This is a genomic window from Streptomyces sp. NPDC001532 (assembly GCF_040298625.1).
Lineage (GTDB): Bacteria > Actinomycetota > Actinomycetes > Streptomycetales > Streptomycetaceae > Streptomyces.
On record NZ_JBEPAL010000059.1, the window covers coordinates 14,828 to 35,559 of the forward strand.

At 74.9% G+C, this 20,732-nt stretch carries 16 protein-coding genes; 6 read left to right on the forward strand and 10 right to left on the reverse strand.

The features are described from left to right. Positions 1–100 precede the first annotated feature (100 nt). Positions 101–1,414 (reverse strand): MFS transporter, encoded by a 1,314-nt coding sequence (locus ABT232_RS34930; protein ID WP_351847867.1) that lies wholly within the window; start codon positions 1,412–1,414, stop codon positions 101–103. Positions 1,415–1,495: 81 nt separating this feature from the next. On the opposite strand from ABT232_RS34930, the gene treY reads away from it, so the two are divergent. Further along, a complete protein-coding gene (gene treY, locus ABT232_RS34935; RefSeq protein ID WP_351847870.1) occupies positions 1,496–3,856 on the forward strand; it encodes a malto-oligosyltrehalose synthase in 2,361 nt (786 codons plus the stop codon). Positions 3,857–4,495: 639 nt separating this feature from the next. Beyond that, positions 4,496–5,743, forward strand: a complete 1,248-nt coding sequence (locus ABT232_RS34940) for a M14 family zinc carboxypeptidase (protein WP_351847873.1) — start codon at positions 4,496–4,498, stop codon at positions 5,741–5,743. A 150-nt stretch (positions 5,744–5,893) separates the two neighbouring features. On the opposite strand, the gene ABT232_RS34945 is transcribed toward ABT232_RS34940, so the two are convergent. From ABT232_RS34945 to ABT232_RS34955, 3 genes are all read right to left on the reverse strand, one after another. Then, positions 5,894–6,397 carry an SSI family serine proteinase inhibitor gene (locus ABT232_RS34945; RefSeq protein ID WP_351847875.1) on the reverse strand — a complete coding sequence of 168 codons (504 nt, stop codon included), beginning with the start codon at positions 6,395–6,397 and terminating at the stop codon, positions 5,894–5,896. Further along, positions 6,394–7,791 (reverse strand): M14 family zinc carboxypeptidase, encoded by a 1,398-nt coding sequence (locus ABT232_RS34950; protein ID WP_351847878.1) that lies wholly within the window; start codon positions 7,789–7,791, stop codon positions 6,394–6,396. Before ABT232_RS34950 ends, ABT232_RS34945 begins: the two co-directional genes overlap by 4 nt. Before the next feature lie 62 nt (positions 7,792–7,853). Continuing rightward, on the reverse strand, positions 7,854–8,405 hold the full coding sequence (locus tag ABT232_RS34955; protein WP_351847880.1) for an FHA domain-containing protein: 552 nt from the start codon (positions 8,403–8,405) through the stop codon (positions 7,854–7,856). Positions 8,406–8,578: 173 nt separating this feature from the next. On the opposite strand from ABT232_RS34955, the gene treZ reads away from it, so the two are divergent. Then, positions 8,579–10,324 carry a malto-oligosyltrehalose trehalohydrolase gene (gene treZ, locus ABT232_RS34960; protein ID WP_351847883.1) on the forward strand — a complete coding sequence of 582 codons (1,746 nt, stop codon included), beginning with the start codon at positions 8,579–8,581 and terminating at the stop codon, positions 10,322–10,324. 22 nt (positions 10,325–10,346) lie between these two features. Here the strand turns inward: treZ and ABT232_RS34965 are convergent, their stop codons facing one another. The 3 genes from ABT232_RS34965 to ABT232_RS34975 form a co-directional block, all read right to left on the reverse strand. Beyond that, positions 10,347–11,285 (reverse strand): aminoglycoside phosphotransferase family protein, encoded by a 939-nt coding sequence (locus tag ABT232_RS34965; protein ID WP_351847886.1) that lies wholly within the window; start codon positions 11,283–11,285, stop codon positions 10,347–10,349. Between the two features lie 53 nt (positions 11,286–11,338). Then, positions 11,339–12,469, reverse strand: a complete 1,131-nt coding sequence (locus ABT232_RS34970) for an aminopeptidase P family protein (protein ID WP_351847925.1) — start codon at positions 12,467–12,469, stop codon at positions 11,339–11,341. 114 nt (positions 12,470–12,583) lie between these two features. Then, positions 12,584–13,237: a LysE family translocator gene (locus ABT232_RS34975; protein WP_351847888.1), complete on the reverse strand. Its 654-nt coding sequence runs from the start codon at positions 13,235–13,237 to the stop codon at positions 12,584–12,586. A gap of 159 nt (positions 13,238–13,396) precedes the next feature. Between ABT232_RS34975 and ABT232_RS34980 the strand changes: the two genes are divergently transcribed. Next, positions 13,397–14,149, forward strand: coding sequence for a metallophosphoesterase (locus ABT232_RS34980; RefSeq protein ID WP_351847891.1), 753 nt, complete (start codon positions 13,397–13,399; stop codon positions 14,147–14,149). A gap of 217 nt (positions 14,150–14,366) precedes the next feature. Here ABT232_RS34980 and ABT232_RS34985 read toward each other — a convergent pair whose 3' ends face one another. Beyond that, the gene (locus ABT232_RS34985; RefSeq protein ID WP_351847894.1) at positions 14,367–14,993 is read right to left on the reverse strand and encodes a PDZ domain-containing protein; all 627 of its coding nucleotides are present in this window, start codon (positions 14,991–14,993) and stop codon (positions 14,367–14,369) included. 118 nt (positions 14,994–15,111) lie between these two features. Continuing rightward, a complete protein-coding gene (locus ABT232_RS34990; protein WP_351847896.1) occupies positions 15,112–15,978 on the reverse strand; it encodes a LysR family transcriptional regulator in 867 nt (288 codons plus the stop codon). 88 nt (positions 15,979–16,066) lie between these two features. On the opposite strand from ABT232_RS34990, the gene ABT232_RS34995 reads away from it, so the two are divergent. Both ABT232_RS34995 and ABT232_RS35000 read left to right on the forward strand, forming a co-directional pair. After that, positions 16,067–16,810, forward strand: coding sequence for a CTP synthase C-terminal region-related (seleno)protein (locus ABT232_RS34995; protein WP_351847899.1), 744 nt, complete (start codon positions 16,067–16,069; stop codon positions 16,808–16,810). 82 nt (positions 16,811–16,892) lie between these two features. Beyond that, positions 16,893–18,425, forward strand: coding sequence for a hypothetical protein (locus ABT232_RS35000; RefSeq protein ID WP_351847901.1), 1,533 nt, complete (start codon positions 16,893–16,895; stop codon positions 18,423–18,425). Here ABT232_RS35000 and cyc2 read toward each other — a convergent pair. After that, entirely contained in the window at positions 18,418–20,583 is a 2,166-nt protein-coding gene (gene cyc2 / locus ABT232_RS35005; protein ID WP_351847903.1) for a germacradienol/geosmin synthase Cyc2, read from the reverse strand. The two genes, ABT232_RS35000 and cyc2, sit on opposite strands and share 8 nt — an antisense overlap. Positions 20,584–20,732 lie beyond the last annotated feature (149 nt).

A 20,732-nucleotide genomic window follows, 5' to 3' on the forward strand; every position in this document is an offset into this window, starting at 1 on the left:
CGGGCGGCTCGGCGGGGGTGGTGGACTCGGCGGGGTGGCTGGCTGGCTTCGCCGACTCGGCGGAATTCGCCGACTCGGCGGATTTCGCCAGCTCGGCGGGTCAGGTGCCTTCGGGTGGCTCCGCGCGGGCCGACGGTTCGGTGCCTGCGGTGTGCTCGGGCCGTGCGGTGGGGTTCGCGTGTGTGGCGTGTTCGGTGTACGTCGCCGGACGCGCCGTCAGCGCGATCAGGCAGGCCGGCGCGGCGGCCGCGGTCGCCGCCGCGAAGGCCGCGCCGGGGCCGTAGGACTCGGCGAGCCGGCCGGTGAGGGCGAGGGCGAGCGCCTGGCCGCCGACGAGCGCGCTCGTCGCGAAGGCCATCGCCTCGGCGAGCCGCGCCCGCGGCACCACCCGCTCGGTCAGCCCGAACACCGTGATCAGATGCGGCGCGTAGGCGACGCCCAGGACCGTCACTACCGCGTACAGGCCGGAGAGGCTGTCCGTCACGGTCAGCGGCAGCGACAGCGCGCACGCCGCCGCGGTGGCCGTACGCCAGCGCGCCGTCAGCCCGAACCGGGCGGGCACGGCCGCCATCGCGAGCCCCGCGACCGCGCTCATCACGCCCATCGCGGCATACACCAGCCCCGCCTGCTCCGGCCGCCCGAGCCGCTCGGTGAGCGCGGTGATACCGGCCTGGCAGGCGCCGAACATGGCTCCCTGGAGGGCCAGCGCGGCACGGAGGGGACGGACGGAACGGGGCATGCGCGCGGGGACCGCGGCAGGCGCCTGGACGGCGTCGGAGCGGTGCGGCCGCGTGGCGCGGGCGGTCGGATGGAGGGCGAAGGCGGTGCCGCAGACGGCCACCAGGACGGCCGCCGCCGTCAGGGCATGGCCCGGATGGGCGACGACGGCCGCCAGACCCACCAGCGCCGGGCCCAGCACGAACGAGATCTCGTCGAGGGTGCTCTCGAAGGACAGGGCCGCGCCCACCGTGGCGTCGGAGGCACCGGAGCGGCGGGCGAGGGCCACCAGACGGGTCCGCGCGAGGGGGCCGATCAGCGGCACGGAGGCGCCCGCGAGGGCCCCGAGGAGGACGAGCGCCGGGGTCGGCGGGCGGGCCGCCGCCCCCGCCACCAGCGCCCCGATCGCCAGGGCGTTCACCAGCGCGCAGACGAGCACGACCCGGCGCTGGCCGTGCCGGTCGGCCAGTCGGCCCACCAGCGGCCCGCACGCCACCTGGCCCAGTGCCAGCGCCCCGCCGGTCAGCCCCGCGACGGTCAGGGACCCGCTGGTGCGGGCTACGAGCAGCACACTGCCGAACTGGATGGTGGCGGTCGGCAGCCGCCCCAGGAAGGACACGACCGGCAGCAGCGGCCCGGTGAGTCCGACGACCTCGCGATAGGTACCCAGCGTGCGGCGCAACCCCGTGCTTCCCATCGCTCGAAACTAGCCACGCGCGTGGGGGCACAAGGAGGGGACAATGACACGAAACCCGGCGGGGCGGGTACGTAGCATTCCATGACACCTGAGCGATCCGCCCCCGCGGTGCCCACGTCGACGTACCGGTTCCAGCTCCAGCCAGAGTTCCCGTTCGCGGCCGCCGCGGCGGCCGTGCCGTACGTGGCCTCGCTCGGCGTCTCGCATCTGCACCTGTCCCCCGTCCTGGAGGCCGTCCCGGGCTCGCTGCACGGCTACGACGTCACGGACCACGGGCGCGTGCGCGCCGAGCTGGGCGGCGAGGAGGGGCTGCGCGCGCTGGCCCGCACCGCGCGGGAGCACGGTCTGGGGGTGGTCCTGGACATCGTGCCCAACCACATGGCCATGGCCCCGCGGCACAACCGCGCCCTGTGGGAGGTGCTGCGGGAGGGGCCCAAATCGCCGTACGCGCGGTGGTTCGACATCGACTGGGAGGCGCAGGGCGGCAAGCTGCTGCTGCCGGTGCTCGGGCATCCGCTCGGTGCCGAGCTGGAGCATCTGACGGCCGACGGCGATGTGCTGCGCTACTACGACCAGGAGTTCCCGCTCCGCGAGGGCACCGAGGACCTGCCGCTGCCGCAGCTGCTGGACGCCCAGTGGTACCGGCTCGCGTGGTGGCGGCTGGCCCGGACGGAGCTGAACTACCGGCGGTTCTTCAGCATCTCGGAGCTGATCGGGGTGCGGGTGGAGGACCCGGAGGTCTTCGACGCCACGCACGCCACCCTGCTGCGGCTGGTGCGCGACGGGGTCGTGGACGGTCTGCGGGTCGACCATCCCGACGGTCTCGCCGACCCCGACGCCTATCTGCGACGGCTGCACGAGGCCACCGGCGGCCGGTGGACGGTCGTGGAGAAGATCCTGGCGGACGGCGAGCACCTGCCGGCGTCCTGGCCGGTCGCCGGCACCACCGGCTACGACGCCCTGCGGCACATCGACGGGCTGTTCACCGACCCGGCGGGAGCCACCGAACTCCTCGCCCGCTACCGCACGTTCGCGGCGCCGCAGACGGACCGGGGCGGACACTGGGAGGCGACCGCGCGGCGGGCCGCCTACCGGGTCCTGGAGCACGAGCTGGCCGCCGAGGTGGACCGGCTGACCCGGGTGGCGCACCGGCTGTGCACCGCCTCGCCCGACCCGGCGCTGCGCGACCGCGCGCCGTGGGCGCTGCACACCGCGCTGCGCGAGCTGCTGGTCCGGCTGGAGGTCTACCGGCCGTACGAGTCCGTCGACGCGGCCCTGGTGGTGACCGAGGAGGCGGCGGCCGAGGCACGGTCGGCGTTCGCCGTCCCCGAGGAGGCCGGCGCGGTCGACGTCGTGCGCGGGCTGGTGCTGGGACGGCTCGGCGACGGGCCGAACCATCTGGAGTTCCGGACGCGGTTCGCGCAGACGGCGTCGGCGCTGCGCGCGAAGTCGGTGGAGGACACGGCGTTCTACCGCTACGTGCCGCTGCTGTCGGCGACGGAGGTGGGCGGGAATCCGGGCCGTCCGGCGCTGTCCCCTGAGGACTTCCACGCGTACTGCGCGCGCGTGCAGCGCGACTGGCCCGGCACCGGGATCGTGGTGTCGACGCACGACACCAAGCGCAGCGCGGATGTGCGGGCGGCGCTCATGGTGCTCACCGAGTGCCCGGAGCGCTGGGCGGAGCTGCTGGCCGAGGTGAGCGAGGGCGGCGTGGCCGCGCCCGACGGGCAGCTGGCCTGGGCGGCCTGGCAGACCGTCTTCGGGCTCGGCCCGGCCGAGCCCGAGCGGGTGCGGGAGGCGCTGCTCAAGCATGTCCGCGAGGCCGGGATGTTCACCAGCTGGACGGAGCAGGAGCCGCCGTACGAGGACGCGGTGGCGGCGTTCGTCGCGGCGGGGCCGTGCGGGGCACCGGGCGAGCGGGTGGCCGCCCTGCGCGGGGCGCTGGAGCCGCACATCCGCGCGAACACGCTGGGTGCGGCGCTGGTCCATCTGACGATGCCGGGCGTGCCGGACGTCTACCAGGGCACCGAGGTCGAGTACCGGGCCCTGGTCGATCCCGACAACCGGCGGCTCGTACCGTTCCCGCCCGCGGACGCGCCCGGCGACAAGGGCGCCGTGACAGCGGCGGCGCTACGGCTGCGCGCACGGCGGCCCGAGGTGTTCGGCGACACGGCGACGTACACGCCGCTGACCGCCGAGGGCCCGGCCGCCGGCCATCTGCTCGGCTACGCCCGCTCGGGCGAGGTCGTCACCGCGGTCACCCGGCTGTCCCTCCGCCTCGCGGAGGCAGGCGGCTGGCACGACACCCGACTCCCCCTGCCCCCGGGCCGCTGGGCCGATCTGCTGACGCCGGGACGGGAGTTCACGGGGTACGCACGCGCGGCGGAACTGCTCGAACGGCTGCCGGTGGCCCTGCTGGAGCGGGTGGGCGACGAGGGCTGAGCTGGGGTTGGGGGACGGTTGGGCGGTTCCTGGCGGGGCGCGGGTTGGTGCCTGGCGGGGCGCGGCCAGGCAGGCGGCCGGTGGAGTGCGGCCAGGCGGACGCCGGCGGAGCGCAGCCGGGCGGGTGCCGCCCCGGCGCGGCCGGTCCGGCACCGACCGCGCGCGGTGAGTCGGGCACCTGACGGGTTGTCCGGCCGGGGCGACGACGGGGCGCGATTGGGCGCCGACAAGGCCCGGCTCCTGGGGGCGCCGGCGCGGCGCGGCAAGGGGCTGCCTGGCGGGGCACCGCCGAACGAACTCCGGTGAACACGGCCGGGCGGACGCCGGGGCAGCGCGGCCGGGCGGGTGCCGACCTGGCGCCGCCTGGCGGACGCCGGCCTCGCGCAGACGGACAAGCGCCGCCCAGGCATGGCAGGCGGACAGCAACAGAGCGCCGCCGGGGGGACGCCTGCGAGACACGGCAAGCGGACGCCGGCGAAACGCGAGCGAGCGAGCGGCGAGCGAGCGCGGCCTGGCGGGCGTCCTGTGCGGAGCTCTGTGCGCCCGGGCGCCCCGGGGAGCCGCCCCGGGGCGTGCTTGACAGGGGTCCTGGCGCGTGGGGTACTTCCGGTGCGGAGCCGGGTGGACCGTACGGGGGAGGTGAGTCTCCTGCCGGAGTTGCGCTACTTCACCGTGCCCGAGCTGGTCGCCTGCGCTCGGGCCCTGGCCTCGGCGCATCCCGGTCTGTGCGTCCTGCGCGAGGTCGGCGTCTCGCGCGCGGGCCGTCCTCTGCATCTGCTGTCCGTGGGACGCGCACGCCGCGCGGTGCTCGTCGTCGCCGGAGCCCACGCCAACGAGCCGACCGGCGGCTCCACGCTGCTCGCGCTCGCCGAGCGGGTCCTGGCGGAGCGGTCGTTGCGGTCCGGCACGTCCTGGCATCTGCTGCTGTGCGCGGACCCGGACGGGGCGAGCCTGCACGTCACCCCGGCGCCGCGCAGTCTGCTCGACTACCACCGCGGCTTCTTCCGTCCGGCGGGTCCGGAGCAGCCGGAGTGGTCGCCGGCCGTGCTGCCCCCCGACCGGCTGCCGCCGGAGACGCGGGCCCTGACCGGCGTCATCGACGAGCTGCGCCCGTACCTCCAGGTGACCCTGCACGGCACCGAGCTGGGCGGCAGCTGGGTGCAGCTGACCCGGGACATCCCCGGTCTCGCGGAGCCCTTCGCCAAGTCGGCGGCGGAGCTGCGCATCCCGGTGGAGACCGGCGCCTCGGACGCCGCCGGCTGGCCGGCCTCGGGGCCCGGCGTGCATGTGATGCCCGCTCCGGGCGCGCTGGCGTACCCGAGCATGCCGGACGACGCCCGGCACAGCACCTGGTACCACACGCACCGGTACGGCGGTCTGACGGCCGTCGTCGAGGTGCCGATGTGGGCGAGCGACCTGGTGGACGACCCGGCGCCGCATCCCGCGCCGGCCGCGGCTCTGCGGCGGCTGGCGGACCGGCTGTCGCGGGACGCGCTGGAGGTGGAGGAGGTACTCGCAGAGGCGCAGCCCCGGCTGGACGGTCTCGACGGGCCCCTGCTGCGCGCCGCCCGCTGGGTGCTGGAGGTGGTGCCGGGGCTGGCCAGGGACTGGACGCACACGCCGCCCGCGGGCCACACGATGGCGTACATCGGCAGCGTGGACGCGTTCGCCCGGCGGCTGCCGCTGCGGGCCGCGGCGATGCTGCTGAGGGTGCTGCGGGAGGCCGACGACCGCGCGGTGCCGCGGCTGGAACCGCTCGTGACGACCTGGAGCGAGGCGTTCGCCAGGCGGTTCCACGCCCGGTGGGTGCCGTTGGAGCACCAGATCGAGCACCAGTCCCGCACGGTCGTCGCGGCGGCGCGGCACGCGCGCGAGCAGGCAGACTGACCCGTCGAGCCGACCCGTCGAGCCGAAACCCGTTGAGCCGACCCACCGAGCAACCCGTCGAGCCGACCCGCCAAGCCGACCCGCCAAGCAACCCGTCGAGCCGGCCCCTCAATGGGCCGCCCGCGCGCGTGCCCTGCGGCCGCCTCGCCGTCAGGTGTCGAGCGCGAACACCGCCCCGGTCCTCGCGGCCAGCTCGCAGGCGTTCGCGAACGACTCCCGGTACTCGACCGGCCGGCCCTGCCACAGCCCGCGTGCCTCGGCGGTCACCGGTGCGAAGACCATGGGGCAGAGCGTGTCCCTCGGCGGGGTGCTGCGGATCGCGCCGTCCGCGGCGGTGAGCTGGGCGCAGGCCTCGGCGGCCTGGCCGTGTCCCTGGGGCGGGTCGCACAGCAGCAGGGCACCGCGCGTGTCGCGCGGAACGCTGTGTCCCGGCCGGACGGTGGCGAGTCCCGGCGGGAGGACGTCGCCGTGGGTGACGGTGAGGTAGAGCCAGGTGTCCGGGGCGGTCCGCCGGTCCGGTCCGGCCGCCGCGCCCGCCGGTGCCGCTCCGGCGGCGAGGGCGGCAAGGGCGGCGACCGCGGCGAGCGGGGCCAGGAGGGCCGACCGCGTCGGCAGGGACCGTCGTAGGGCCTTCGTCGTGGTGGTGTGCGTCATTCCCGGTGCATCGGCACGACCGGCTCGCCGCCCCAGTCCGGCTCACCCGAACGGGAGCGCGCCGGCGGCTGCCGTGCGGCCAGTTCGAACGCGGCGAGCACCACGCGGGACTGGTACTCGGCCTGGCGGGGCACCGGCAGCCACGCGGCGCCGCAGCCGTCGCGGTAGTCGGCGCACCACAGGTCGAGGAGCCGGTTCAGCTCGGGCAGCGCGCCGGACGGGTCCCGTCCGCTGGTGGTGACGAGCTGGTGCAGCAGCCCGGCCGTGCGCAGCGCGAGGCGGCGCCCGGCGATGCGCAGGGCGGTCAGGTGGGCCGCGGTGAGCGCGGGCAGCGGGCGGGACCGGTCGTCGATCTCGGGGTCCCAGGCGTCGGCGAGGCCGGGGCAGACCAGTAAATAGTCGTCGACGGGCGCCAGCAGGCGGGCCGCGTCGGGGCCGGCCAGGTGCGGGCGGATGCCGGTGAGGAGCTGCCGCAGCAGCCGGGTGTCGTGGCGCAGGGTGTGGCTGACGGTACGCAGCCGGGCGGCGGGGTCGGCGGGTACGGAGTCGTCCTCGACGGCCGCGACGGTCCACATCGGCGCTTCGACGACGGCCGTGAGGGTGCCGTAGGGGTGGGGGTGGAACCAGGTGGACTCGACGGCGGCCTCGGTGATGGCCGCGGCCCGGTCGCTGCGGCGCGGGGGCGGGATGCGGTAGACGGCGGGGCCGAGGTTCGGCCAGTACAGGGTGTCGTAGGGGCCGAGTTCACGCGGGACGCGCAGCCGGTTCGCGATGCGGGCGACGCGCGGGGCGAGGCCGGGCAGGTCGCGGGTCAGCTCGACGAAGCCGCCGCCGACGTCGACGCCGTGCAGCGAGCACTGGAAGAAGGGTCTCAGCTCGTCCTGGAGGGCGAGCAGGGCGCGGGTCTCGGGCAGTGTGGCGCGGGCCGCGCCGTCGGGCAGCCATTCGGGCTGTTCCAGGAAGCCGGGGCGGAAGAAGTGCCGGAAGTAGCGGCCGAGGTGGTAGGGGCCCGTGAGCCAGCCCTCGTTGCGGCGCAGGCCGTCGGGGTCCAGACAGAGCAGCAGGTTCCAGGTGGTGTCGGCGCCCTCGGTGAGAGCCGGGTCGGCGAGGGCCAGCTCGGCCAGGCGCAGTACGGTCGCGCCGCCGACGGGTTCGTTGGCGTGCGGTCCGGCGACGACGAGGGTCTGGCGGCTGCCGTGGCCGACCGAGAGCAGCCACAGCGGGGTGCCCGCGCGGGAGGTGCCGACGCGGCGCAGCCGGGCGTCCCGGGGACGGCGGGCGACGAGGGCGGCGGCCCGGGCGCCCAGCTCGTCGACGGTCGGATAGCGGAGGAGGGGCGGCAGGGCACACCTCCGTGGTGCCGTCGCTTCACCTGGTGTACGTGGTGTACGCACAGTCAGTCACGACTTCAGGTGTACGTCAACACCACAAGACGGGACGCGACTTGGGTGCCGGGTCAGTGCGCGGCGAGCCGGAACGCGACCTGTCCGAAGGACACCTGGTCGCCTTCGCGGACGGCGGTGGCGCCGATGACGCGGCGGCCGTTGACGGTGGTGCCGTTGGTCGAGCCGAGGTCCCTCAGGACCCACATGCCGCCCTGGCGGCTGAGTTCGGCGTGCACGCGGGAGACGGTCTCGTGGTTCAGCCGGAGGCCGCTGGCCGGGTCGCGGCCTATGCGCAGCGGGCGGCCGGCGGCGGGGTGCGGCAGCAGCAGTTTGGGCAGCCGTTCCGCCTGCCAGGCCCGGCGCAGCCGCCCGGAGAAACCGGACACCGCCTCGACGGTGCCGAAGAGCGCGCGGGAGAACCGGCCCTCGGTGGGGAGGTCGGCGGTGAGCGCGGCCAGTTCGTCGGCGTGGCGGGCGGCGAGGGCGAGCTCCATCCGGCGGATGAACGTGTCGTGGGACAGCCGGCCGAGGGCGACGCCGTCACGCAGCACCTTCAGCGCCTGGTCGCGCTCCGCGTCGGAAGGCCGCGCGAGGGGACTCGGGAACTCGAAAGACGACGTCACGGTGGTGATTGTCGGGCAGGTGACCTCGGGTGTCCAGAAAACGGGGAAACGGCCGCCACGCGCGCGTACCTGACGACACCTTGCGTAAAAGGGATGATTCAAAAGCGGATTGATCTTTTTTGACGCACCATGGACGGGCTACATCACGGTGAGCAGACGAAGGGGAACCGTCCGTGCAGTTCGAGGTGTGGGCACCGCAGGCCGGCCGAGTGACACTCCACTGCGAGGGGAGCACGCGCGCGATGGAGCGCGATCCGGAACGCGCGGGGTGGTGGACGGCGGAGGCGGAGGCCCGGGACGGCACCCGGTACGGCTTCGCGGTGGACGACGGCCGGGCGCTGCCCGATCCGCGCTCGCGCCGCCAGCCGGACGGCCCGGACGGGCTGAGCGCGGTGGTGGACCACGGGCGGTACGCCTGGCGTGCGCCGTGGCAGGGGCGTCCGCTGCCGGGCGCCGTCCTGTACGAGCTGCACGTGGGCACGTACACGCCGCAGGGCACTCTGGACGCGGCCGCCGAGCGGCTGGAGCACCTCGTCGAACTGGGCGTGACACACGTCGAGTTGATGCCGTTGTGTCCGTTCCCGGGGCGGCACGGCTGGGGGTACGAGGGGGTCTCGCTGTGGGCGGTGCACGAGCCGTACGGCGGGCCGGAGGCGCTGAAGCGGTTCGTCGACCGGGCCCATGAGCTGGGTCTGGGCGTGGTCCTGGACGTCGTGCACAACCACCTGGGTCCGTCGGGCAACTATTTGCCGCTGTTCGGGCCGTACTTCACGGAGCGGCATCACACGCCGTGGGGCGCGGCGGTGAACCTGGACGCGCCGGGCTCGGACGAGGTGCGCGCCTTCCTGGTCGGCAGCGCGCTGGCGTGGCTGCGGGACTACCGGCTCGACGGGCTGCGGCTGGACGCGGTGCACGCGCTGGTGGACACGCGCGCGGTGCACTTCCTGGAGGAGCTGTCGGCGGCGGTGGACGGGCTGGCCGCGGATCTGGGCCGGCCGCTGTTCCTGATCGCGGAGTCCGATCTGAACGACCCGCGGCTCGTGACGCCTCGCGCGCAGGGCGGTCTGGGGCTGCACGCGCAGTGGAACGACGACTTCCACCACGCCCTGCACACCGCGCTGACCGGCGAGTCGCAGGGCTACTACGCGGACTTCGCGCAAGCTCCTCTGAAGTCGATCGCCAAGACGCTGACCGGCGGGTTCTTCCACGACGGCACGTACTCCAGCTTCCGCGGCCGGCGGCACGGGCGGCCCCTGGACCGCAACCGGGTGGCCGCGCACCGGCTGCTCGGCTACAGCCAGACGCACGACCAGGTCGGCAACCGGGCCCAGGGCGACCGCCTGGCCGCCTCCCTCTCCCCCGGGCTGCTGGCCTGCGCGGCCGTGCTGACGCTGACCGGGCCGCTCACCCCGATGCTGTTCATGGGCGAGGAGTGGGCGGCGAGCACACCCTGGCAGTTCTTCACCGATCACACCGATCCGGAGCTGGCGGAGGCGGTACGGCGGGGCCGGCGGCGGGAGTTCGCCGAGCACGGGTGGGCCGAGGAGGACGTCCCGGATCCGCAGGACCCGGCGACGCGGGAACGCTCCTGCCTCGACTGGTCCGAGCCGGAGACGGGGATCCACGCGCGCGTGCTGGCCTGGTACCGGCAGCTCGCCGCGCTCCGTCACCAGCAGCCGGACCTCACCGATCCCGACCTCGCCGACATCAAGGTGGCCTACGACGAGGAGGCCCGCTGGCTGGCGTTCCGGCGCGGTGACGTGTGCGTGGCCGTCAACCTGGCGAAGGAGCCCGCCGCGATCCCGCTGGGCTCCCGCCCGGCCCGGATCCTCGCCGCCTGGGAGCCGGTGGACGCCCCGGACGCGGAGGGCCTGCTGCGGGTGCCCGGGGAGTCGTGCGTGGTGCTGACGCAGCCGTGAGGTGCCGGGGCCCGGCTGTCCGCTAGGCGGTGCCGTCCGCCGGGTCCTCGCGCAGTTCCGTGACGCGTTCCAGCAGGATCGGCTCCCAGGTGCGGCGCAGCCGGGTGCGCAGCGGGGGCAGCGGGGCCGGGGAGCGGCCGGTGAGGGTGTCGGCCAGGTGCAGGACGCTGTCGCAGCGGGCCAGCCAGAGGCCGCGCAGGCAGGGGCGGGCGCCGTAGCCGGCGAGGGTGGCGGCGCGTACGGCGGCCGGGGCGCCGACGGCGCCGGCGAGTTCGGCGATGTCCTCGGCGGGGTCGCCGACGATCGTGTCGGCCCAGCCGAGCACGCCGCGCACCCGGCCGTCGGCACTGACGACGAGGTGCGCGTCGGTGAGGCCGTGGTGGACGAGGACCGCGCCGCCGGGCTGTGCGGCGAGCTGGACGGCGGCGGTCGCGGGGAGCTGCTGGAAGCGGGCGGCGTCGAACTCGTCGGCCGCCGCGAGGCGTTCCGCGGCGTGGGCGGCGGCCCGGCGCAGTGCCTCCAGGGAGCGCGGCGCGGTGCGCGGGACGCCCAGCGTCTGGGCCTGCCGCAGCGGCACCTCGCGCAGGCCGGTGAGCAGCCCGGCGAGGTCGGCCTCGCCCAGGGCGGAGACCTCGTGCTCCGCGCCGGACCCGCCGGGCATCCTGGTGTCCAGCGTGTAGGTGAGTCCGGGCGCCCATTCGCCGTGCGCGACGCTGGTCGGCACGGCGACCGGCAGGTGCGGCCGTACGAGGTCGCGCAGCCGCAGTTCGCGGCGCTGCCGGGCGGCCGCCTCGGTGTCGGCGGCGAGGCGCAGCACATGGCGGGTGCCGACCCACCAGGTGACGGGCTCCGCGCGGTCGGCGACGACCGGCCGGACGTCGGGGTCCGCGCTCTCCTTGAGCAGGGCGCGGACCAGTCGGCGGACGGTGTCCGCGGTGGGTGTCGGTGCCTGGTGGGTCATGGTCGGACCGTCGTCGTGTGCGGGGCGTACGGGGGCGGGGTCGCGGGCGCGGGTCAGTCCACTGTCACCATCTCTCGCGTGGTGTCGTTCAGGCGGCGTCCGCCGTCCTCCGTGACCGTGACGATGTCCTCGATGCGGACGCCGAAGCGGCCCGGGAGGTAGATCCCGGGTTCCACGGAGAAGCACATGCCGGGTACGAGCGGCTGTTCCTCGCCCTCGATCATGTACGGCGGCTCGTGCGTGGTGACGCCGATGCCGTGCCCGGTGCGGTGGATGAAGTACTCGCCGTACCCGGCGTCGGCGATGACCGCGCGGGCCGCCCGGTCGACCTCCTGGCAGGCGACGCCGGGGCGCACCGCGCGGAAGCCGGCCTCCTGGGCCTCGCGGACGATGTCGTGGATCCGGCGCTCCTCGTCGGTGGCCTCGCCGACGTGGACCGTGCGGGAGGTGTCGGAGCCGTAGCCGTCCTTCAGGCCGCCGAAGTCGAGGACGACCATGTCGCCGCGTTCGATGACGCGGTCGCCGACCTCGTGGTGCGGGTTGGCGCCGTTGGGGCCGGAGGCGACGATGGTGAAGTCCACCTGGGAGTGGCCGAACCGGCGCAGCAGGTCGGCGAGGTCGCCGGCGACGTCGGACTCGCGGCGCCCGGCGAAGGGCACCGTCCGGATCTCCTCGAAGGTGGCGTCGGCGGCGGCTCCGGCGGCCGCCAGCAGTCGCAGCTCCGCCTCGTCCTTCACCGCGCGGAGCATGGGCAGGGCGTCGGTCAGGGCGGCGTAGGAGGTGCCGGGCAGCGCCTTCTGGAGGCCCAGCAGGTGCATGGCCCAGGCGTTGTCGCTGACGCCGAAGCGGCCCGCCGGGTCGAGGAGGGCGGCGGTGGCGGCGTAGGGGTCCTTGCCGTCGGTCCAGTCGCGCAGGGTCAGCGCGGGCGCTCCGGTGGCCTTCTCGGCGTCCGGGGCCTCCAGGGTGGGGACGACGAGGACGGGGTCCTGGCCGGGGGCGAGGACGAGCAGGGTGAGCCGTTCGGTGGTCGCGGTGGGCGCGTAGCCGGTGAGCCAGACCAGGTCCGGGCCGGGGGCGACGAGCAGCCCGGCCAGTCCCGCGTCGGCGGCCGCGCGGGCGGCGCGCTCCATCCGGGCCCGGTAGTCGTCGGTGGTGAAGGGCGTGGTCGTGCTGGTGCCGGTCATCCGGGCCTCCTCGGCGGGTGCGGAACCACGGGCAGCATCCTGCCCGTACAGCGGGGGCGGCGCGAGCCGGTGGGCGAGCTTTTCCGGCTCTTCGGGCAGGTGTGCGGTCATGGGTCAGCCCTCCAGGGCGAGCCGGGCGCCGAGCAGCAGCAGGACGCCGCCGGAGACCTGTTCGAGCCGCCTGCGCACTCCGGCGCGCGACAGGAAGGCCCTCATCCGGCTGACGAACCACACGTAGAGGCCGTAGTAGCCGATCTCGAAGACGGCCCAGAGCGCGGCGAGGCCGGCCATGGCGGGCAGGTGCGGAGCGCCCTCGGGGACGAACTGCGGCAGGAAGGACAGGGCGAAGACGGCCGCCTTGGGGTTGGCGAGGTTGAGCAGGAGTCCCGCGCGGTAGGCGGACCAGCCGCCGCGCTCGACGTCCTGCCAGGCCTCCTGGCCGTCACCGGCTCCGCCCGTCTCGCCCGCCTCGCCGGCGCGTCGCATCCGGCGGGCCTGGCGCAGCGCCTGGACGCCGAACCAGACGAGGACGGCCGCGCCGACGACGCGCATCCCGTCGTAGGCCAGCCGGGAGGCGGTGAGCAGGGCGGTGAGGCCGAACGCGGCGGCGATGCCCCAGACGAAGACGCCGGTCTCGTTGCCGAGCACGGTCAGAAAGCCGGAACGGCGGCTGCGCAGGGACTGCTTGATGATCAGCACGGTGCTCGGTCCGGGCGAGGCGGCGATCAGGGCGCAGGCGCCGAGGAAGGCGAGGAGGGTGCTCAGCATGGGGCACATCGTCGCCCCGCGCGGTGGGCGCCGACCAGCGGTTTACGCACCGCACGTCTCCACACCGCACCGCCCTGACTAATGGATGAGCCTTGATCAACCATTACGACTAATGTTTTGATGCCTTCATACCGTTAGACGCCACTCGGGGAGGCCCTCGTGCTCGTTCTCGCCCATGTCAGCGATCTGCATCTGGACGGCACCGCGCGGGCCACCGAACGCGCCGAGCGGGTGCGGGACCGGCTGTGGCGGCTGCCGGGCCGCGTGGACGCCCTGCTGGTGACCGGGGACATCGCGGACCACGGCACGGAGGAGGAGTACGAGGAGGCCGCCCGGATCCTCGGGCTGCGCGACGGCGACGCGCCCTTCCCGGTGCTCACCTGCCCCGGCAACCACGACGCCCGGGCGCCGTACCGCAAGGCCCTGCTCGGACACCCGGCGACCGACGGACCGATCGACAGCGTGCACGTGTTCGACGAGGCCGCCGTCCTGATGTGCGACTCCAGCATCCCCGGCCGTGACGAGGGGGCGCTGGCGGACGAGACGTACGACTGGATCGAGGAGACCCTCGACGAGCTCGACGGCGACCGCCGGGTGCTGCTCGCCTTCCACCACCCGCCGGTGGCGCTGCACCACCCGCTGCCGGACTCCTACCAGCTGGGCGCCCCGGAGCGGCTGGCCGCGCTGATGGAGCGCCGCCCGGAGATCGCGGGCCTGATCACGGGGCATGCACACACCCCGGCCGCCACGGTGTTCGCCGGCCGCCCGCTGGTCGTGGGGCCCGGGGTCACCTGGACGCTGCGGCTGCCCTGGGAGGGCGACCAGGTGGCCGACCGGGACGCGCCGCCCGGGCTGGCCTTCCACGTCCTGGACGACGAGGGCCGGCTCACGAGCCACTTCCGGGTGGCGTGACGGAGGGCCGTGACGGAGGGCCGGGCTCAGGACCGGGACCGAAACCGGGACCGGGCTCACGGTCGGTCGGAGATCGGGGCGTTGGTCAGGTCGGGTCGCGGGGCACGGGTCAGGTCGCGGGGCACGGACCGGGGGGCAGGGCACGGGCCGGGGGCGCGGGACACGGGCCAGGGCGCGGGACACGGGCCGGATCGCGGGGCACGGGCCGGGGCGCGGGTCAGGTCACCACGCCGGGCGCGACCGTGAGCTGCTGGTAGCCGCCGCTGCGGTGGCGCACCGTCACGGTGACCCGCTGCCCCGGTTCGGCCCGGCCGACGGCCCGGACCAGATCGGCGGCGGAGTCGACGCGGGCACCGTCGAAGGTGAGCAGGACGTCGCCGCGGACCAGGCCCGCCGTGAAACCGGGTCCTGGCACATGGACGGCGACGACCTCGGCGCCGGGCTTCTCGGCGTCGGCGACCTCCACGCCGAGGGTCGCCTTGGCGGGCGACGGGACGGGAGGCTGCGGCGCGGGATGCGGGCCGGGCCCGGACCGCGCGGACGGGCGCAGGGGCACCGCCGGGGCGGAACCGGGCTGACCGGCTCCGCCCGCCTGGCCCGCGCGTCCCGCCTGCTGCTGGAGTTCGGCGAGTCTGCTCATCCCGATCACCGTGGCGCCCACCGTGCCCAGTCCGATCCCGGCCAGCAGCAGCACCATGGCGGCGCACAGGCCGAGCAGCAGGGTGGTGAGCCGTCGGCCGCGCCGGCGCGCGGCGTGCGGGCGCCGGGCGGTGCCGCCGGGCCGGCTCGCGCCGCCGGGCTCCTGACCGGGCATCGGCTTGGGACGCAACGCAGTCTGTTCCATGGATCGCCTCCGGCTGGTGCTCTACCCGGCGCACCGGCGCACGACGAGCCACGAACGAGTGAGACTGACCCGGGGTCAGGAGCGGGAAGCCTGGTGTTTCCGGGCCGCCCGGCACCCGTCACACGCGGGCGCGCAGCGCCGCCACGAGAGCCGCCGCCGCCCCCACCGGCGATCCGCCGAACACCAGTTCCGTGCGGTGGACGACGCGGGGCTCGACGACGGGGACGGCGACCGCGCCCGCCGCGGCCGTCGCCGCCGCGCGGGGCAGCAGGGCCAGGCCGTGACCGGCCGCGGCGAGCGCCGTGAGGATCCGGACGTCGGTGCCCTCGTAGCGCAGCGCGGGGCGGAAGCCGTGTCCGCCGGCCGCGGCCCGCAACTGGGCCAGCGGCAGGGCGGCGTCCGGCGCGTCCAGCCAGCGGGCGTCGGCGAGGTCGCCGAGCCGAAGGCCGGTGCGGTGGGCCAGCGGATGGCTGTCGGGCAGCACCACGCAGACCGGCTCCTCGCCCACGCCCTCGGCGGTGAGCGGGGCCACGTCCGACGGCCGGAGCGGATCGCTGACCGCGGCGAGGCCGTCGACGAGGCCCAGGTCGGCGGTGCCCGTGGCGACGGCCGCCGGGACCTCGGCGCGGGGCAGCACCCGCAGGGTGACGCCGGCCGGCGGGAGCGCGGCGAGGACGTGCGGGCCGAGCGCGGTCGGCGCCGCCGCGAGACGCAGTCCGTGCGCGGGCGCCGCCGCGATCCGCACCACGTCCGCGCGGGCCGCGTCCAGGCGCAGCAGCAGCGGGCCCGCGTGCTCCAGGAGCCGTTCCCCGGCGGCCGTGGGGGCCACGGGGCGGCGGGTGAGCAGGGGGGCGCCGAGGTCCTGTTCCAGCGCGGCGATGTGCTGGGACACCGCGGACTGGGTGTAGCCCAGCTCGCGTGCGGCCTCCGAGAAGGAGGCGAGGCGGGCGACGGCGACGTAGGTGCGCAGGAGGTGCGGGTCCATGCGCGCCAGCCTCTCATCAGCAACGCTTATCGAGTGTGCGCACATCATCGTTGGACGTGAACCGAGGGCCACGACCAGGATGAACGTCATGACACAGCCCGTAGGCACGGCCCGTCCCGCCCGCGTCGCCCTGGTCGGCGACCGCACACCCAGCGTCGTCTCGCACGCGCGCATCCCGCTGCTGCTCGACTCCCTCGCCGCCCGCGACCGGCTCGTCCTGGACCCGTACTGGATCCCGTCCGAGGACGCCGAGGCCGAGGGCGCGGTGCGCGGGTTCGACGCGGTGTGGGTGGTGCCCGGCAGCCCCTACCGCAGCGAGGCGGGCGCGCTCGCCGCCATCCGCACCGCGCGGGAGGAGGGCATCCCGTTCCTCGGCACCTGCGGCGGTTTCCAGCACGCCCTGATCGAGTTCGCCCGCGGGGTGTGCGGGCTGACCCGGGTCGCGCACGCCGAGAACTCCCCCGAGGCGGACGACTTCCTCATCGAGCCGCTGGCCTGCTCGCTGGCCGGTCACGAAGCCGCCGTCCTGCTGGAGCCGGGCTCCCTGGCGCACTCCCTGCTCGGCGCGGAACGCACCGTCGAGCGCTACTCCTGCAACTACGGCCCCTCCCGTCATCTCGACACCCTGCGCGCGCACGGGCTGCGGTTCTCCGGACACGACGAGAACGGCGCTGTGCGGATCGCCGAACTGCCGGGCCATCCCTTCTTCCTGGCGACCCTCTTCCAGCCGGAGCTGTCCGGCGACGGCTCGCACCCGCACCCGCTGATCCGGGCGCTGGCGCGGGCCGCGGTCGAGCACGCCGCCGCGCGGGAGGCCCGTCAGCCCGTGTGACCCTCCCGGTGAGCGCCGCCCGCCGTACGGCCGGGACGGCCGGCCGGATCCGCTGTCGGTGGTGGCTGTTACGTTCTGCGGCATGACCGATCACGCGCTGCGCCTGCTGCGGCAGGACCGCCGGCCGGCCGCCCTGGCCGCGTTCCCGTTCGACTTCGACGTGGAGCGGGCGGCGCACGGCCATGTCGAGCCGGTCCGGCTGGCGTCGGGCGCCGGACCGCTGGAGGTGGTGGCGGGGGACGACACGGGCGGCACGTACTTCGTGTGCCCGGACGGCTCGATGCTGTACGCGTCCTCCGAGGGCGTGGCCGGGATCATCGGGTCGACTGCCGACGAGGCCCTGGAGATCCTGATCGGTCTGCCCGCCTGGCGCTCCTGCACCGACCTGTCCCCGCAGGACGGCGAGGAGCGGATCCTGGCGCGGGTCGCCGAGGCCGAGGACGAGATGCGCGAGTACTACGGCATCGACGAGGAACGGGCCGAGCTGCGCGCCGCCCTGGGCTTCCCGGAGCGCTCCCCGGTCGAACTCGTGGGCCTGCTGCACGCCGCGCTGCTGCGCACCGAACCCGACTTCGTGCTGCTCAACGGCGAGGAGTTCCGGGCCTACGACCGCCTCGACGACCTTCCCCGGCCGCCGCTGTGGGAGCCGGTGCTGGAGCGGGGCCGGGCCGACCTGGCGCTGCTGCGCGCCGGCGATCAGGCGGCGGTGGAGGCGGTGGCCGCCGATCCGGTGCGGCGCCGGGTGGTGCTGCGGGCGGCGCAGTTCGACCGCGCGGAGGGCGATCTCGGCTGGCTGCGGCGGCTGCTGCCGGCGGAGGCGGCCTCGTCGATGACGGATGAACTGCGGCTCGCCGCCGTGCTGGTGGGCCTGCACGGCGACGCGGCGGACCTGCCGCTGCTGCACGAGGTGCGCGAGACGGACTTCGACACGCACTGCGGACTGAGCGATGTGCCCGGACCCGGCGCGGACGGGGCCGGACTGCGGCGGTGGGCCCTGGAGATGGACGAGGCGCTGTTCGGCACGGATCCGGCCGACGAGTCGATGTTCACCTGGACGAGCCTCGCGCTGGACCAGGGGCTGACGGAGCCGGCCCGGGTGGCGCTGATCCGCCGCCTGGACGCGATCGAGGTCGACCAGAGCCTGCTGCGGCGACCGGACGACCCGACGCAGCTGGACACCACCCCGCTGGAACTGGTCGCCGAGGAGTGCGAGCGGTTGGGCGACCTGGAGCAGGCGCTGCGAGCGCGGCGCCTGCACGCGTCCCTCCAGGAGACCTCGCGGGACCGGGCGTACTCCTGGCTGGACCAGGCCGGGCTGGAGCGGCGGACGGGCCGGCTCACCGAGGCCGTGCGCTCGCTGGCGTCGGTCCTCGGTGCCCTGGACGGCGCCGCGAACGACTCCCTGCGGCACTGGCGGCAGGTGAACCTCGGGCTGTTCGTCGCCCGGGAGCACTACGAGCTGAGCGGTGCCCTGGCCGCCGCGGGTCTGCTCGACGAGGCCCTCGCGGTGCTCGCCACCGCCGACGGGATACGCGCAGGGCTCGGCGAGGCCGCCGCCCGGGGAGTACGGGAACTCGCCGAGACGACGGCCGCGAGTGTCCGGGCGGTCAGCTGACCCACGCGGGGACCGGCACCGCCGGGGCCCGGTCCGGGGCGAAGGCGTGGGCGCGGCCGGACAGCCACTCCTCCTTGTAGCGGTCGACCTCGCGGTGCCAGTTCAGGATGCCGGCCACCCAGTTCTGCAACGCGGTCACGTACGAGTCCAGTCCGGCGCGCTCCTCGGCGGACAGATCGAAGTCCTGGCAGACGATCGGCAGTTCGGTCGCGATCACATGCTCGAACTGCGTCATGCGCTGGTTCATCAGGTCGCCGACGATGTTCAGGGCGGTCGGATAGTCGATGCCGAAGAAGTTCTGCACGACCAGGATCGCGTTGTGGATCTCCCCCTCGTACTCGATCTCCTTCTGGTAGGAGAAGACGTCGTTGAGGAGGCAGGCGAAGTCGACGGCCGCGTTCTCCAGGGACCGCACCGGGCCGCTGCGGTAGACCTCCGGCGGGACGGAGGGGCCGTGTCCCATCCGGCACAGGCTCATGGTCATGTCGGAGCCGAAGGTGGCGCGGCGCATCTCCAGGTAGTCGACGGGGTCGGGGATGCGGTGCTGGATCTGGTTGGCCACCTCCCACACCCACGACTCCGTCATCACGTTCACGGAGTCCTTCAGCCCTCGGCGGGACTCGTCGTCCATGCCGGCGGTGGTGCGCTGCCACAGGTCGCAGAGGCTGCGCTCCATGGCGTTGAGCGGGACGATCGCCTCCTCGCCCGCGAGCGGCATGCAGTCCGACAGGCGTCGGGTGGTGAGCCGCGCGGCCGCCAGATCGCGGCGGTGGCCGTAGACCAGCGGGTAGTAGTCGTCGCCGTAGGTGCCGAAGGCCAGCCATTGCGCGCTGAGGTCGAGGGCTTCCGCGGAGCCGTCCGGGTCGAGTCCGGCGGAGCACAGCGCCAGGTCGTAGGCGGCGAGTTTGTCCTCGTCCCAGACGCCCTCGCCGAGGATGCCCATCCGCTGCGACCAGGTCACGAGGCGGGCGCGGGCGACGTCCAGACCGGGGTTCAGCCGGAGTGCGTACGGCATGCGGATGTCGGGGATGCGGGACGGGCCGACCTTCTGGAACGGCCGGTGCGTCCAGGACCGCAGCCGCTCGGCGCCCGCCGAGGCGAGCAGCGCCCGGACGTCGGTGCCGGAGGTGCCGACCACACCGAGGCTGTACCCCGGGCCGGTGGTGGCGGCGTTCTTGTTCATGTAGCGGCTGGACCGCATGTGCCACTCGTGGCCGCCGGACTGCCAGTCCTGAAGGCCCTTGGCGTAGGCGGCGACGGCGGCCACCTCGGCCGGGTTCAGGCCCTGCTCCAGGGCGAGCGCGGGCACCTCGGTGAACGCGGTGTGCTCGAACTGGTGGAGCCGGGAGGTGAGGACGTCGTTGACGACCTCGGCGGCCTCCTGCGTGGAGCAGCCGAAGAAGGTCTCCAGGACGAGCACCCCGTTGCTGTTCTCGCCCTCCTCCTCGACCTCCCGCTGGTAGGAGAACAGGTCGTTGCGCAGGTGCACGCCGTCGGAGAACGTCTCCATCAGCACCCTCAGCGGCCTCGACTCCGCGACGGCGGCGGGCACTTCGGCGGTCGCGTACTCCACCAGCCCGGCGGACCAGGGCGCGCCGCCGACCTTGCGGCGCATCTCGATGTACTCGACGGGGTTGGCGATCCGCCCCTCGTTGATGTTGGACAGCTCCCACAGGGACTCGTTCAGCAGGTGCTCGGTGGCCACGGCGAAGCGGCGGCGCCAGTCGGCCGACATCGCGGGCACGGTGCGGGTCCACAGATCGGCGAGGCCCGCCTCGACGGGGTTCTGCGGCTCGGGCACCGGGGTGCCGAGGTCGAGCGGCATGAACAGCGGCAGCCGGTCCAGGTAGGCCTTTCCGCCGGCGCGGTCCTGGCTGCGCTTGAACGTCTCCAGGAAGTGGTCGTCGAAGAAGAACACCCACACGTACCAGTCGGTGATCAGCGAGAGGGCGTCCGCGTCGCAGTCGGGGTGGGTGTAGGCGCAGAGCAGGCCGTAGTCGTGCGCCTCGAGGTCGGCCTGCTCCCAGATCCCGGACCCTTCCAGCATGCCCATCTCACGGGCCCACACGGTCGAGTGGGCGCGGGCCTCGTCGAGATGCGGGTTCAGCCGCGCGGGATACGGCATGTAGAAGTGCGGGAGTTCGAACGGCTGGGTCATGGCCGGGCCCTACCCGGGGCCTCGGCGGCGCATCCGTACGGCGGCACATGATCACACCATCGCGTGAATCCGGAGCGGGTCGGGGAGTTCCCGGCGGGCCGGGGCGTTCCTCCGGCATGCACCCTTGCCGACCCTTCGACCACCCGCCA

What these genes read in the sequence shown, in the direction of transcription:
- ABT232_RS34930 (WP_351847867.1), bottom strand. Translation starts at nt 1,414, where the DNA reads ATGGGAAGCACGGGGTTGCGCCGCACGCTGGGTACCTATCGCGAGGTC.
- treY (WP_351847870.1), top strand. Translation starts at nt 1,496, where the DNA reads ATGACACCTGAGCGATCCGCCCCCGCGGTGCCCACGTCGACGTACCGG.
- ABT232_RS34945 (WP_351847875.1), bottom strand. Translation starts at nt 6,397, where the DNA reads ATGACGCACACCACCACGACGAAGGCCCTACGACGGTCCCTGCCGACG.
- ABT232_RS34965 (WP_351847886.1), bottom strand. Translation starts at nt 11,285, where the DNA reads ATGACCCACCAGGCACCGACACCCACCGCGGACACCGTCCGCCGACTG.
- ABT232_RS34970 (WP_351847925.1), bottom strand. Translation starts at nt 12,469, where the DNA reads ATGACCGGCACCAGCACGACCACGCCCTTCACCACCGACGACTACCGG.
- ABT232_RS34975 (WP_351847888.1), bottom strand. Translation starts at nt 13,237, where the DNA reads ATGCTGAGCACCCTCCTCGCCTTCCTCGGCGCCTGCGCCCTGATCGCC.
- ABT232_RS34985 (WP_351847894.1), bottom strand. Translation starts at nt 14,993, where the DNA reads ATGGAACAGACTGCGTTGCGTCCCAAGCCGATGCCCGGTCAGGAGCCC.
- ABT232_RS34990 (WP_351847896.1), bottom strand. Translation starts at nt 15,978, where the DNA reads ATGGACCCGCACCTCCTGCGCACCTACGTCGCCGTCGCCCGCCTCGCC.
- ABT232_RS34995 (WP_351847899.1), top strand. Translation starts at nt 16,067, where the DNA reads ATGACACAGCCCGTAGGCACGGCCCGTCCCGCCCGCGTCGCCCTGGTC.
- ABT232_RS35000 (WP_351847901.1), top strand. Translation starts at nt 16,893, where the DNA reads ATGACCGATCACGCGCTGCGCCTGCTGCGGCAGGACCGCCGGCCGGCC.
- cyc2 (WP_351847903.1), bottom strand. Translation starts at nt 20,583, where the DNA reads ATGACCCAGCCGTTCGAACTCCCGCACTTCTACATGCCGTATCCCGCG.